Here is a 14245-nt window from a genome sequence, read left to right as displayed (position 1 = left end):
TCCAGTGACTTTCATATTGCGACGCTTAGCCGCCCTCGTCGGGGTGCTCATCGCGTCAAGCTTTCTCGTTTTTGCCGCGATGTATGCGGCGCCGGGAAGCCCCGAAAACTTTCTCGTTCAAGGACGAACGGTAAGCCCAGAAGTTCTCGCGGCCATCCGCGAACAGTATTCTCTCGATGACCCCTTCCTCGTGCGGTTCTGGAACTGGCTCACCAACGTGTTGCATGGCGACTTCGGCCGCTCCCTCGCCAACCAGCAGGATGTCGGCGAGCTGCTCGCCGGTCGGCTGCCGACCACACTGATGTTGGTCACGCTCGCGGCCATCATCATCATCGTGCTGGGCATCGGCATGGGCATCGTTGCGGGTACGCGCGGTGGCGTTGTCGACAAGATCATCCTCTTGGGTTCCAACCTGGGCTTCGCGATCCCCACCTTCTTCGCCGCCCTCATCCTGATGAGCATCTTCAGCGTCGGGCTCGGCTGGTTTCCTGTCTTCGGCTCCGGAGATGGGTTCTTCGACCGAATCTGGCACCTCACGCTTCCCGCATTTGCTCTAGCGTTGCCGTCATCCGCCGTCGTGGCACGCATCACCCGCACCTCCATTCGCGAGGAACGTGACTCTGAGCATTCGGTAATGGCCCGAGCGCGCGGCGTTGCCGAGAGCCTCGTGATGCGACGTCACGTCATCCGCAACTCGATGCTCCCCGTGAGCACCATCGTGGGAGTTCACATCGCCGGGCTGATTGCCGGTTCCTTTGTTGTTGAGTACGCGTTCACGCTTGACGGCATCGGCACCCTGCTCGTGCACGCTGTTCAACGCAAGGACTTCGCCGTTGTGCAAGCAATCGCCATTGTTCTTGTCGCCGCTTTTGGTGTCATCAACCTTCTCGTTGACCTCTTCTATGCCTCCATCGATCCGCGAGTGAAAGTGGAGACAAACCGATGAAACAATTTGCTGAACGGATGGGCGCCCTCGGCCTCATCGCCTGCGGCGTCATCGCCGTCGTGGTGCTTGGTGCGCTCTTTGCTCCCCTCATTGCCCCCTACGATCCGACCATTGGATCTGTCACGCAGCGCTACCAGGGCATGTCCTTCGAGCACTTGTTTGGCACCGATCAGGCTGGCCGCGACATCTTCTCTCGACTGCTGTGGGGCGCACGCTCCAGCTTGACTGGTCCGCTGATCGTCGTGGGGATCACGGCTGTCTTTGGAACCCTGATCGCTCTCACTGCCGTCTGGTGGGGCGGCATTGTCGACTCTTTCCTCAGCCGAGTTCTGGATCTGCTCTTCGCTTTTCCCAACCTCCTGCTCGCGATGCTCGCCATTGCGGTCTTTGGTCCCAGCCTCACGACAGCGGCACTGGCACTCTCGGTGGCGTACATTCCGTACTCCGCTCGCGTGGTTCGCAGCATGGCGATGCGCGAACGCAACCTCCCCTACATTCGCTCCCCCGAATTGCAGGGCATCCCCGGAATTGTGATCACGGGCAGACACCTGTTGCCGAACGTCGCCCCGCTCATCGTGACCGGCGCCACCATCAACTTCGGGTTCGCAATGATCGAGCTCGCCGCGCTGTCCTTCCTCGGCCTCGGCGTGCAACCGCCGGAAGCCGATTGGGGGCTCATGGTGTCAAGCGGACAACAGTCACTCTTGAACGGTTATCCGGCAGAGAGTGTTCTCGCTGGACTCAGCATTGTCATCACCGTGGCAGCCTTCGGTTACGTCGGAGAACGACTCGGTGGCCGTGCCGCCGCAGGGAGGAAAGCCTGATGCTTAACATTGACAACCTCTCGCTCACCATCGGGCCGGACCTGCAGATTTTGCGCGACGTCTCTCTCGCCGTGGCGGCGGGCGAAGCAGTCGGTCTGGTCGGCGAATCGGGTAGTGGCAAGTCCATGACCCTGCGTTCCATCCTCCAGATCGAACCGGCTGGCTCCGAGGTCACCGGCACGATCACTTTCGACGATGTCGACGTTCGCGGTCTCACTGGTGAAGCGTTACGCCGGATGCGGGCCAACGATGTATCGATGATCGCTCAGAATCCGCACGCCGTGTTGAACCCGGTGCTCCCTGTTGAGCGGTACCTCATCGAGGGAATGCACGACGCCCAGGGACAGCCCACGAAGACCGCGAAGATTCGCGCCGGCGAGCTGCTCGAGCAAGTAGGCATCGATGCCGTTGATCGCGTGCTGCGCTCGTACCCGCATCAGCTCTCGGGCGGCATGCTTCAGCGGGTCGTCATTGCGGGCGCAATTGCGGGCAGACCGCGGCTGATGCTCGCCGACGAACCAACCACCGCGCTGGACGTCACCACCCAAGCAGAAGTGATGGCCATCCTCGATGAGTGCCGTCACGAGCTCGGCATGGCAATGCTGTTCGTCACCCACGACCTCGACCTCGCTGCCGCAGTCTGCGACCGAATTGCCGTGATGAAAGACGGCGAAATTGTGGAAATCGGACTACCGGAGCAGCTGCGCGACAACCCCCAGCATCCGTACACCAGAGCATTGATGGAGTCACGCCCTGCGGGGCTCACCTGGACCCCGGAAAGCGAGGCCACATCATGACCACCGCGGCACACACCCCAGAAATCACGGTCGAAGCGCTCACTAAGACCTTCCACACCGGAGCTAAACAGCACGTAAAGGCGCTCGACAATGTCACTCTGAGCGTCGACAAAGGCTCGTGCCTGGCCGTCGTCGGAGAGTCCGGTTCGGGCAAGACCACGCTCGCCCGCATCATCGTCGGGCTCGAAAAACCAGACTCGGGCAGAGTGTCGGTGAGCGGCGAGCCGGTCGCCGCCCGCGCGAACCGACGTGAACTGCGTCGCCGCGCCCGTGACATCCAGATGGTGTTCCAAGACCCTCAAAGCTCGCTCAACCGCCGGCTCCCCGTGCGCGTTGCGGTGGACGAAGTGCTCAAAGCCCACTCGCACCTCAGCCGAGCCGAGCGACGAGCGCGCTGCATCGAGCTGTTCACTCTCGTGGGACTCGAAGAGCGATTCCTCGACGCATTGCCGAGCGAACTGTCGGGAGGCCAGAAACAGCGAGTAGCAATTGCGCGCGCGCTGGCCGCCAACCCCGCCGTCATTGTGCTCGACGAATCAGTGGCAGCACTCGACGTGACCGTACAAGCCCAGATTCTCGAACTCTTGGCAGAGCTGCGGCAATCGCAGAACCTGACCTACCTCTTCATCACCCACGACCTTTCGGTCGTGCAGATGATTGCCGATCAGGTCGTCGTGATGCGCCGCGGGCAGATCGTAGAGCGCGGAACAACCGCCGAAGTGCTCACCAACCCGCAGCATCCGTACACCCAACTCCTGCTGGCCTGCGCTCCTCGCCCCGGTTGGAAGCCCCAGCGAGGAATGATCCAAAAACTCCGAGAAGAGATCGCATCATGAGTCGCAGTACACCGGAGATCATTCACATCGATTCGACCGATGCCTTCCAGCGGGGCGTCGACCGCGGTCGCGCTATCGCCGACACCCTCACGAAGGGCATCGCGATCTACCTGGAACTCTTCGAAGCATCCGCAATCAGCATCGACGATGTGCGCCGGTATGCCGAGCAGGCTTTAGTCGCGACCGAAAAATGGAGCCCCGCTCTGGCTGATGAACTCAAGGGTCTCGCCGAGGGAAGTGCCACCCCACTGTGGAAAATTGCTGCCATCAATGCGCGCACCGAGATCCTCTCGCAAGCCGTCGGCACAAAACCCGGCGAATGTTCCACCATCGTCAATGCTGGCGTGAATCCCGTCGGCGCGCAGACCTGGGACTGGCATGAAGACCTCGAGGAATGCTGGCACCTGCACAGAGTCTCCGGCACGCCACGCACCTTCGTGGGGCTGACGGAGCACGGCATCCTCGGCAAGATTGGGATCAATGACGCCGGAGTCGGCATCATGCTCAACATTCTTGGCCACCAAGCCGACCGGCCGGATGGCGTGCCCGTTCACCTCGTTGCAGCCCGCGTACTCGCCGAAGCATCGACGTTGGCTGAGGCGGTTGAGATTCTTCGATCTGCTCCCGTGAGCACCTCAAGCGCCATCACCGTAGTGAGCCCCGAAGGTGCCGTCATCGTCGAGCTAAACCCTGAAGGCGCCGCCATGCTGGAACCCACCGACGGGGTGCTTGTTCACACCAACCACTTCGTCGATCCCCAGTTGAGCCGCGGCGAGAAACTCGGCCTCTACGATCCCGATACTCAAGCACGGTACGACGTTCTCGTCGAGCGTGCTGCAGCCGCACCGCTGCCTACCGCGGCGAGCGCCCTCATCCCGTATCTGTTCTCCGAACCCGGCGATGAGGCGCAACTCTGCTGCGTTCCCGCGATCGGCGCGGTCTTTGGCGACCGTTGGTCGACACTGGCCACGATTACTCTGGATGCCGCAGCACGAGCAATCACCGTCTCGCCGGGTTCCCCCAAAGATGCCACCGCCGAAACGACCATCCGATTGGTCGCCGCTCGCCGATAATCGCGCCGCGCGGGCCCACAAACGCGAGCTGTCACTTGTCGCAATCGGGCACCCCACAGTGTTAACGTGAGATCACCCCATTGTGGGGGCAGCGGGCCACGCATTCGGGGCGGCCCCAGCGACGGTCATTTGGGTGACCATCACGCAGAGGAGCAACTGTGGCAACGAAACAGCATTCGGGAGAAAACGGAACGGTCGCGTCACGACCGCGTGAACAGTGGTCGGGCCAGCTGGGGTTCATCCTGTCGGCCATCGGCTCCGCCGTGGGTCTCGGCAACATTTGGCGCTTCCCCGGTGTCGCCTACGAGAACGGTGGCGGGGCATTCCTGATCCCGTACCTGATCGCGTTGGTCACGGCCGGCATCCCGATTCTGTTTCTCGACTATGCGATTGGCCACCGCTTTCGCGGCTCAGCACCGACTGCGTTCCGTCGTCTCGGCGGCAAAGCCGGCAAGTGGCTCGAGTCGCTCGGCTGGTTCCAAGTGTGGATCTGCATCGTCATCGCCGTGTACTACGCGGCCGTCGTCGCGTGGGCTGCCAGCTACTTCACGTTCAGCTTCGACCTGCGCTGGGGCGATGACACTGCCGGATTCTTCGTCAACGAATTCTTGCAAACTTCGGATGCCGGCTTCAGCTCGCAGTTCGTGCCCGCTGTTCTCATCCCACTCGTACTCGTCTGGGTTGCTGTGCTTGCCGTGCTCGGCTCCGGCATTGCTAAGGGTGTGCAGCGCGCTAACGTCATCTTCTTGCCGCTACTCGTCGTGGCCTTTCTCATCTTGGTGGTGCGCGCGCTGTTCCTTGATGGTGCAATGACTGGGTTGGATGCTCTGTTCACCCCAGACTTCTCAGCGCTCGGCGACCCCAGCGTGTGGATCGCGGCCTACAGCCAAATCTTCTTCTCGCTGTCGATCGCGTTCGGCATCATGATCACCTACTCGTCGTACCGCAGCCGCAAGGCAAACGTGACCGCGCCGGCGCTGGTCGTCGCGTTCGCGAACTCGTCATTCGAGATCATTGCCGGCATCGGAGTCTTTGCGACTCTCGGGTACTTCGCGTTCCAGCAGGGCGTCGGCGTTGACGAGCTCGAAGGCATCACCGGCGTCGGGCTCTCGTTCATCACATTCCCGGCGATCGTCTCGCAGATGCCCGGCGGTCCGCTCTTCGGTGCGCTGTTCTTCGGCTCGCTCGTCATGGCCGGATTCACCTCCCTGCTGTCAGTGCTTCAGGTCGTGTCATCCGCGTTCCAAGACAAATTCGGGATCACCGCCCGTCAGGCTTCGATTCGAGTGGGTTCCGCTCTCGCGATAGTCTCCGTGCTGCTGTTCTCGACCACTACCGGCCTGATCACTCTCGACACCGTCGACCAGTGGGCGAACAATATCGGCATCGTCGTTGCCGCGATCGCGTCCACGATTCTCGTGATTTGGGTGTTCCGCAAGGGCCCCGAACTGGCCGGCCATCTCAACGCTGTCTCCACCTTCAAGGTCGGCCCGATCTGGCAAATTCTCGTCGGAGTTCTCGCCCCCGTCGTGCTGCTCTACATGCTCATCCAACGAGTGATCGTGCTCGTCACAGAAGGCTACGAGGGCTACCCGCTCTGGTACCTCGCGGTTGCGGGTTGGGGAACCGTCGCCGTGATCCTCATCGGTGCGATCACCATGACGGCTCTGCGCTGGAAGCATGACCCCGACGACTTCACCGCCTGGCCCAGCACTCAAGCGCTAAAGGAGCTCAAGAAATGAGCGGCATCGCCATCACGTTCTTCCTCGTCGCCGCCGTACTCGTCTGGGGCGGCCTCATCGCGAGCATCATCTTCCTTGCGCGCAAACCCCAGCTCGACGTGTATCCCGAGGGCTCAGAGCTCGTGAGTGACGACGACTAGTACCCGCTGCCTACAGGTTCGCGATCAACGCACGGCGTTCGCTTTCTGGCCGAGCCTCACAATTCGCCGCAGGCGACACGTAAAAGGGCGGGCATCCACCGTGGATACCCGCCCTTCGCGCAATTCGATTAGCGCATCATGCTGTTACTCGGCGCTTTCGTTGCCTTCGGCGTTTCCCGCAGAGGTCTCGCTGAGCGCAACTTCTGCGAGCTTAGCGGCGAGAATGCTGTCGGCTGAGCTCTCGTTCGAGTTGCCCTTCGAGTCGCCCTTCGAGGCACCGCGAGCACCTTCACCGACGGCTTGACCGACGGCGCGGCCCTGGATGATCGACGCGAGGTCGAGTCCGGTAGCTGCCTTGATCGACTCGAACGAACTACGCAGGGCGATTGAGCTTTCATTTCCGATGGTGTCAGCTGCGCTTGATCCGTTGCCACCGATGACGGTGACGGAACCGATCTGGCCGTAGCCCTTGGCCCACTGTTCCATGACGAGCGGCAGTGATTCGAGGGCACGCTGGGCGAGGAGCGCATCTTGGTGCTTGGCGAGAGCCGCAGCTTCTGCCTCGATGCTTGCTGCGCGTGCTTCACCGGAAAGACGCACGGCATCCGCGTCAGCAGCGGCGCGAACGCGCACTGCTTCAGCTTCGACAGCCGCGATCTGGGCCTGAGCTTCGGCACCCTTGACCAGACGGTAGGCATCGGAGTCGGCATCCTTCTGAGCCTTGTACAGGTTGGCGTCGGCTACACGCTTCACGTCAGCGTCGAGCTCTGCCTGACGGTTCTCGGCACGCTGCTGCAGAACGCCCTGCTCGGCGGTGGCTCGAGCGAGCGCTTCAGCCTGCTCAGCTTCCGCGTTGGCCTTACCGACCTCGGCCTTGGAGTCTGCGGTGTTCTTGTCGAGCGCGGTCTGCTCGATCAGGTTCGCCTCGGCAACGGTGATGTTGCGCTTGGAGATTTCGCGGTTGGCGTCGGCCGTGGCGAGTTCTGCTTCGCGACGCTTCGACTCAATCTGCGGAGTTCCGAGCGACTGGATGTAGCCGACCTTGTCGCCGATGCCTTTTATCTGGAAGGAGTCGAGAATCAATCCCTGCTCCGACAGTTCGGTCGAGACATCCGTCGCGATCTGGTCAGAGAACTTCTTGCGCTCACGCATGAGCTCAACAACGGAGAGAGTTGCGACAACACCACGAAGAGCACCTTCAAGCTGCTCTGTTGTGAACTGCTCGATGGCGGCATCCTGCGAAGCGAAACGCTCGGCAGCACGACGAACCAGGGCAGGGTCAGAACCGATCTTCACGATCGCCACAGCTTCAACCTGAAGCGTTACGTTGTCAGCCGACTGCGCCTCTGCAGTCATTGACACCTGGCGCGAACGAAGCGAAATCGTCTCGTGGCGCTGCGTGATCGGGTTGACCAGTGCCTTGCCATTGACGATAACGGTGACGGCGGAATCGTTGCCCGCACCATCCTTTTGCGAACGACCCGAAACAACGAGGGCCTCGTCAGCGCGCGCGACCTTGAACCAGGCGCGAGCGATCAGCAACATGACCAAGAACAGTACAACAAGAACGACCACCCCGATCCCGATGAGGAGGACGAGTCCGCCAGTGGCGAAGATTTCCATGTATGCACCTTTCAGAAAATGAGCTATCACCACCCATTGTCCTTGGTTACAGCGCGCGCATCCACCCTTCGATGCCATCCGCTGTAATTGGCAGCGCATCTGAGAGCACTTCGTGGCCGGTCGGGGTCACGAGCACATTGTCTTCGATGCGCACGCCGAGGCCGCGCAACTCAGGCGGCACGGTCATGTCCCACTCGTGAAAGTACAGTCCGGGTTCAACCGCCATGACCATTCCGGGCACGAGTTCTCCGCTCTGGTAGGCGGAGTAGCCCGACTGGGCACAGTCATGCACATCGAGTCCGAGGTGATGGCCGATGCCGCACACAATGTAGCGACGGTGGTGCTGCCCCTGAGCACTCAAGGCTTCATCGACCGAGACAGGAAGCATGCCCCAGTCGTGCAGCCCGGTCGCAATCACTTCGAGCGCGGCGAGGTGAAAGTCGCTGAAGATCTTGCCGGGGCCGACCGCCGCAAGTCCCGCCCGGTGTGCCTTCTCAACCAGGTCGTGCGCTTGACGCTGGGCGGCAGAGAACGTTCCGGATGCCGGAAGCGTGCGCGTGACATCCGCGGTGTACAGGGAGCGGGCTTCCACTCCCATGTCGAGCAGCACGGCGGCGTCGGGTTGCACGGGGCCGTCGCAGCGCACCCAGTGCAGCACCGGGGCGTTCTTGCCGCTGCCGACGATCGTCGTGTACCCGGTGCCGTTGCCGACGGTGCGCGCGTAGCGGTCGAAGGTGCCTTGCAACCAGCGCTCTCCACCGAATTGAATGGCCTGCGGAATCTCCCGGGCGACCGCCTTGAAACCCTCGATCGTGTGATTCACCGCACCGCGCAGTTCGGCGATTTCCCACTCGTCTTTGACCATGCGGATCTCCGAGAGCACGCGGCCGAGGTCGTTCGAAACGGGGATCGAGTGCAGCAACGGGTTCGCGCCGAGCAACGATCCCGTAAGCGCGATGTCTGTCGCGCGAGCCAAGGCGGCCTCTAGCTCAGCCAATGGACGCGTCTCAATCTGCAGCGCGGCGGTCCATTCGGGCATGCCCGGTGCCGAGCCGACCCAGAGTTCACCGTGGGCGGCATCCGCAAAGAAGTCTGCTTCTCCGGGATATGCCGGTGCGGGAATGAATAGCGTTGCATCGTGGCCGCCGGCTGTCGGGCTCATCACGAGCACGGCGTCTTCGGCCGAGCATCCACTCAACCAGAAGAAGTTGCTGTCGGGGCGGAAACCGTAGTAATTGTCGTTCACCCGAACGGGAGCTTTGCCGCCCGCCAGCACGATGGTACGCCCGGCGAAGGCAGGGCTGAGACGAGCTCGGTGGGCGGCGGTAGCGGCCGCGATGCCGGGCACCGTGTCAGGCGTGCGGTCGGGGGTCGCCCATCCCGTTTCCATGTAGTTAACGAACCCGGTTGCGTTTCGCAAGTGGGGCAGCCGCGGGTCTCCTCGATCGGGATGCGGCGTTGAGGGCGTTGAGGGCGTGAATGTCGCGTGCTGGTCGGAATCTGAATTCGAGTGCATGGGGCTGCCTTTCGTTGTGGCGTGCGGAAGTGAGAACGTGGTGGGCCGTGGGCCCCGCGGAGCGTTACTGCGGTGCGTCGATGCTGCGCGCGATGGCGGCCGCGATGGCCAAGTCTTCCCAACTCATGCCCGAACTCTTGAAGAGCACCGGGCGAGTGGCATCGAGCGCTGTCGTGCCTCGGATGACGTCCGCCAGCGGAATGAGGTCGCTCGCAGTGAGAGCGCCGTCCGCGATCGCCATGACCACGTCTCCCGATTCGCGCAACGCTGTCGGAACATCTTCGACAACGACCTGAGATCGTCCCATCAGCGCACTATCGAGTTCACGAGCATCCGGTTCATGAGAGCCAACCGCAATGATCACGGCGTCCGCGCGCACGGCAGCGGAGTCGAATAACGGAGTTCGCGCGGTCGTGGCGCACATGATGACCCCGGCCGCGGCGATAGCAGCCGCAGCCTCGGCACTTCCGGTCTGCACGACCCGCGAATCGGGCAGCTCAACCGAGCGCAGCGTGCGCACGACCACGGTGACCGAGGCGAGGTGCCGACGATCTCCAATAACAGCACGCAGGGTCGCGAGGTGGTCGACCGCTTGGGGCCCCGCCCCAAAGATGACAACGTCGAGCGGATCCGAGGAGCGCAGCAGTGCCCCTGCCGTGGCGGCCAGTGACACCGCTGGGGTGCGGATGCTCGTTAACGCAGCACCATCGAGCAACAGTCGCGGCGTAAGAGTCTCGGAGTCGAAGAGAATGTAGAGACCTTGGATGCGGGGCAATCCGATGCCCGGATTATCCGGAGCAACGGTGAGCACCTTGATTCCCGCATACGGACCAACTTCTGAGGGCATCAGCAGAAAGTCGCCGCGCGTCAGCTTCTCAAAAACCCGCGCATGGTCTGTGCCGGGATCGAAGCCTGACCTCAGCGCATCCTGAACGGCAGCCACCGCGGCGCCGGGGCTAATCGCTGCCCGCACGGCTGCGTCGTCGAGGTAGGCGGGCGTCATTGCGCTGCTCGAAATAGGGGTTTCAGAGCGGGGCACGACCGGTGAATTCTGCTCGAACATTGATGCCCCTTCTCTCAACACCTGCAGGCCCAATGGTATCGCGGCGTCTGCCCGCGCAACGTCGTCGAGTTCCCCATTCACGGGCGTAGTCTGGCCACCATGACGAACATCCTGGTCGTGGAAGATGACGAGACCATGGGCGCGCTCGTTCAGCACGGTCTCGAAGCTGAGGGCTACACGGTCACTCTGGTCGCTAACGGCATGGATGCTCTCATTGCGGTAGCCAGCGACGACTTCTCGGCGGCCGCCATCGATGTCATGCTCCCCGAAATGTCGGGCTTCGAAATCTGTCGGCACCTGCGCGAACAGGGCAACCACCTGCCTGTGCTGCTTCTCACGGCGCGCGACGCGGTAGAGGATCGAGTGCTCGGCCTCGACTCTGGCGCCGACGATTATCTCACCAAACCGTTCGCGTTTGCAGAGTTCGCGGCCCGCATCCGAGCGCTCGTTCGCCGCGATACGACTGCCGCGAAAGCAAGCCGCAAAATTGGCAACCTGGTGCTCGACGCCGCCACCGTGCGGGCAACATCCGGCGGCACAGCATTGCCGATGAGTTCCAAAGAATTTGCTCTGCTCTGGATGCTCAGCTCTCGCACCGGCGAGACGCTCAGCCGCGCCGAGATCTTGGAGGAGGTGTGGGGCACGAGCGCCCACATTGATGCCACGGTTGTCGACCAGTACGTCAGTTACTTGCGGCGCAAACTAGACCCGATAGTGGCGGGCGTCACCATCAGCACGGTTCGCGGTGTTGGCTACTCGCTGGCGGCGGTGGAGTGATGTTCTCGAAGCTGTCGATTCGCGCCCGCATCACTCTCGGCAGTGTTGCCGCCGCAACAATCCTGCTGTTGATCGCGCTCGTCGTGGTGCGCATTGCGGTGCAAGACATTCTTACCGAAGCTGATCGTTCCCTCGCCACCAGTGACCTCACACCGTTTGTTGCCGACATCACGGCGAACCCCGATGAATCAGTGGATGACCCGGGCACCGGGGTTCTCGTCTACATCACCGACCCCAACGGCGACGTGCAAGTGAACACTCTTCCCCGGGGCATTACCACGGAAGTCACGCGCACCGACCCCAGCGACACCTCGATTGTCGTGCAGGATGACCGCAGCGACCACGAGGGAAAAGCCGCCGACGACGACGATGTCCAATCGTTTGTCGTTGCCGGGCGCACCCTCACCACCGACGCGGGCACCTGGCAGTTGTGGGCGGCACGCAGTACCGCCGCGAGCCAGCTCGCGCTTCACGGCCTCGATCGCATCCTCATCGTTGCGGGGGTCGTGTTGCTGCTCGGCTTCGGCCTTGCCTCGTGGGGTCTCGCCAGCGCTGCGCTGCGCCCGGTCACCGCGATGCGCCGCAAAGCGGAACAGCTCAGCGGCGATACCGCTACCGCCCTCCCCGTAGGTGCTGCGGATGACGAGCTCGCGGCCCTCGCCACCACGCTCAACGCTTTCCTCGCCCGCCTGCGAGCCTCCACCGATCGCGAAAAACAGATGGTGTCGGATGCCGCCCACGAGTTGCGCACGCCGCTGGCGGCGCTCACCACCCAGCTTGAGCTCGCACACGCCGACTTTGGCAATGCTGAGGCTCTCGCCGCCCAGGTCACCGCGGCGGAAGCATCCGTGGATCGCCTGACGTCATTGGCTACCAACCTTCTCGAGCTGAGTCGCATCGAGACGGAGGCGAGCACGGCGACGGCGAGCGCCGGACGACTTGTTGATGAGTTCACGGGCAGCATTGACCGCGCTCGTCTTCTCGGTATGGCGAAGGCGGCGAGAGTCGATTTCACGTGTTCCACCGTCGATGAGGAGGCGCGCTTTCGAATCGGGGCGCAATCGTTCGGTCGCCTCGTCGACAATCTGCTCTCCAACGCGATTGCCGCGATCTCGACCGGCGGTGGCATTCTTGCGGCCCTGAGTATCGAAGTGGATGGTCTCCATCTCGAGGTCACCGACGATGGTCCCGGCATGCCTGAGCAGTTCATCCCGATCGCGTTCGATCGCTTCTCGCGCCCCGACGTCTCACGCACGGGCGCGACTGGGGGCAGCGGACTCGGGCTTGCTCTCGTTCAGGCCATCGCGACTGCGGCGGGAGGGTCGGCCACGGTCGACAACACCGGCGATGGCTTGCGTGCAACGGTGCTGATCCCCAACATGTGAATTCGCTCACGCAAATGGGCGGTTTTTCTTAGCGATCCCATAGCTGAAGCCAGCACAGTAGGGACATGTCCACTCAGGTTCGCCCTCGCGCCGCTACGGCCAGGCCCCGCACTGCCCGAGCGGCCGTCGCTACCGCCTACGAATACCGCCGCAATTTTGCGCGGCGGGCACGACTCTCTGACCTACTCGTCACCGCCCTCTGGGCTTCGGGGGCAGCAGCGGCCGCCCTCTTTCTGGCGTCCGGCGGGGTCGACCAGTTCTCCTCCGTCGCCGAGACCGTCACGAGCATCGGCATCGTCGCCGGCCTGATCGGCACCGACTTCATTCTGGTGATGCTGGTGCTCGCCGCCCGTATCCCGCTCATCGATCGCACCATCGGCCACGACCGCGCCATCGCCGTGCACCGTTCGCTCGGCAAGCCCGCGCTCTACCTTCTTCTCGCCCACGGCGCCCTGTTGCTTACCGGCTACGGGCTCAGCTCGGGCATCAACCCGATTGCCGAAATCGGGCCGATGCTTTCTCTGCCCGATATGCCTCTGGCTTTCATCGCACTGGGCCTACTGATCGCGGTAGTCGTGACCTCGGTTGTCGCGGTGCGCCGCCGGTTCAGCTACGAAGGCTGGCACCTGGTCCACCTGCTCAGTTATGTTTCGGTGGCTTTCGCTCTCCCCCATCAGCTGAGCGTCGGTGGCGTGCTCGCCGACGGCACCCTTCAGCGCGTGTACTGGATCGCGCTCTACGTCGTCGCCCTCGGCAGCATCGTGACGTTCCGTTTCGTCGAGCCACTCGTCTCGAGCCTGCGCCATCGGATGCGTGTGGCCGCGGTCACCACGATTGCGCCCGGGGTCACCACGATTCACCTCGCGGGCAACGACCTGCGCGGGCTCGAAGCATCCGGTGGTCAGTTCTTCATCTGGCGTTTCTGGGCGCCGCGCACCTGGTGGCATTCGCACCCGATCTCGCTTTCGGCAATGCCAACCAACAGTTCGGCCCGCATCACGATTCGCGACCTCGGCACGGGCAGCGCCCAACTCAGCGCTGTTCCTGTCGGAACCCGGGTGAGTATTGAGGGCCCCTACGGCTTGTTCTCATCAACCGCGCGCACCTCACCGAAACTCACCATCATTGCGGCCGGCATCGGTGTCACTCCCGTGCGCGCGCTACTCGAGCACGCGTCCTTTGCTCCCGGGGAGGCAACAATTCTGTTGCGGGCAAGCACCCCCGACGAGGCCTACCACTGGGATGAAATCAAGGCAATCGCTGCCGCCAAGGGCGCCACCTGCTACACAATGATCGGCCACCGCCCACGCGGAATCGAAAGTTGGATGTCGCACGCCGACGCCGCCCGCGGGGTCAGCCTCAGCACGGCCTTCCCCGACATCACCGACTCCGACGTCTACCTGTGCGGGCCCACCGCGTGGCTTGACCTCGTCGAAGCGGATGTTCGCGCCACCGGCATCCGCCCCCATCAGATTCACGCAGAGAGGTTCGACTGGTGAGAACACGAGCGATATTAGGCAGCA

At 62.8% G+C, this 14245-nt stretch carries 13 protein-coding genes; 10 read left to right on the top strand and 3 right to left on the bottom strand.

From position 1 onward, the window contains the following. The first annotated feature begins 4 nt into the window (after positions 1-4). From ON14_RS11585 to ON14_RS15730, 7 genes are all read left to right on the top strand, one after another. Positions 5-946: an ABC transporter permease gene (locus ON14_RS11585; protein ID WP_010205293.1), complete on the top strand. Its 942-nt coding sequence runs from the start codon at positions 5-7 to the stop codon at positions 944-946. Further along, positions 943-1770 (top strand): ABC transporter permease, encoded by an 828-nt coding sequence (locus ON14_RS11580; RefSeq protein WP_010205291.1) that lies wholly within the window; start codon positions 943-945, stop codon positions 1768-1770. Before ON14_RS11585 ends, ON14_RS11580 begins: the two co-directional genes overlap by 4 nt. Next, entirely contained in the window at positions 1770-2567 is a 798-nt protein-coding gene (locus ON14_RS11575; protein ID WP_010205290.1) for an ABC transporter ATP-binding protein, read from the top strand. Before ON14_RS11580 ends, ON14_RS11575 begins: the two co-directional genes overlap by 1 nt. Beyond that, the gene (locus tag ON14_RS11570) at positions 2564-3403 is read left to right on the top strand and encodes an ABC transporter ATP-binding protein (protein ID WP_010205289.1); all 840 of its coding nucleotides are present in this window, start codon (positions 2564-2566) and stop codon (positions 3401-3403) included. The genes ON14_RS11575 and ON14_RS11570 overlap by 4 nt, the downstream gene beginning before the upstream one ends. Continuing rightward, positions 3400-4476, top strand: coding sequence for a C45 family autoproteolytic acyltransferase/hydolase (locus ON14_RS11565; protein WP_010205288.1), 1077 nt, complete (start codon positions 3400-3402; stop codon positions 4474-4476). Before ON14_RS11570 ends, ON14_RS11565 begins: the two co-directional genes overlap by 4 nt. A gap of 158 nt (positions 4477-4634) precedes the next feature. Further along, positions 4635-6218, top strand: coding sequence for a sodium-dependent transporter (locus tag ON14_RS11560; protein WP_010205286.1), 1584 nt, complete (start codon positions 4635-4637; stop codon positions 6216-6218). Further along, positions 6215-6358 carry a MetS family NSS transporter small subunit gene (locus tag ON14_RS15730; RefSeq protein ID WP_141630048.1) on the top strand — a complete coding sequence of 48 codons (144 nt, stop codon included), beginning with the start codon at positions 6215-6217 and terminating at the stop codon, positions 6356-6358. The genes ON14_RS11560 and ON14_RS15730 overlap by 4 nt, the downstream gene beginning before the upstream one ends. Before the next feature lie 144 nt (positions 6359-6502). On the opposite strand, the gene ON14_RS11555 is transcribed toward ON14_RS15730, so the two are convergent. The 3 genes from ON14_RS11555 to ON14_RS11545 all read right to left on the bottom strand — a co-directional run bounded on the left by ON14_RS11555 (position 6503) and on the right by ON14_RS11545 (position 10641). After that, a complete protein-coding gene (locus tag ON14_RS11555) occupies positions 6503-7981 on the bottom strand; it encodes an SPFH domain-containing protein (RefSeq protein WP_010205285.1) in 1479 nt (492 codons plus the stop codon). Between the two features lie 46 nt (positions 7982-8027). Beyond that, complete coding sequence (locus ON14_RS11550) at positions 8028-9497, bottom strand: aminopeptidase P family protein (protein WP_010205284.1); 1470 nt, start codon at positions 9495-9497, stop codon at positions 8028-8030. 64 nt (positions 9498-9561) lie between these two features. Next, positions 9562-10641: an ornithine cyclodeaminase family protein gene (locus ON14_RS11545; RefSeq protein ID WP_237719731.1), complete on the bottom strand. Its 1080-nt coding sequence runs from the start codon at positions 10639-10641 to the stop codon at positions 9562-9564. Positions 10642-10659: 18 nt separating this feature from the next. On the opposite strand from ON14_RS11545, the gene ON14_RS11540 reads away from it, so the two are divergent. The 3 genes from ON14_RS11540 to ON14_RS11530 all read left to right on the top strand — a co-directional run bounded on the left by ON14_RS11540 (position 10660) and on the right by ON14_RS11530 (position 14221). Then, on the top strand, positions 10660-11337 hold the full coding sequence (locus ON14_RS11540) for a response regulator transcription factor (RefSeq protein ID WP_010205281.1): 678 nt from the start codon (positions 10660-10662) through the stop codon (positions 11335-11337). Next, positions 11337-12722 carry a sensor histidine kinase gene (locus tag ON14_RS11535; RefSeq protein WP_010205280.1) on the top strand — a complete coding sequence of 462 codons (1386 nt, stop codon included), beginning with the start codon at positions 11337-11339 and terminating at the stop codon, positions 12720-12722. The genes ON14_RS11540 and ON14_RS11535 overlap by 1 nt, the downstream gene beginning before the upstream one ends. Positions 12723-12787: 65 nt before the next feature. After that, positions 12788-14221 carry a ferredoxin reductase family protein gene (locus ON14_RS11530; protein WP_010205277.1) on the top strand — a complete coding sequence of 478 codons (1434 nt, stop codon included), beginning with the start codon at positions 12788-12790 and terminating at the stop codon, positions 14219-14221. The last annotated feature ends 24 nt before the right edge of the window (positions 14222-14245 follow it).

Source organism: Salinibacterium sp. PAMC 21357 (assembly GCF_000247645.1).
In the GTDB taxonomy this organism is placed as follows: Bacteria; Actinomycetota; Actinomycetes; order Actinomycetales; family Microbacteriaceae; genus Rhodoglobus.
This window is presented reverse-complemented; position numbering and strand designations above follow the sequence as displayed.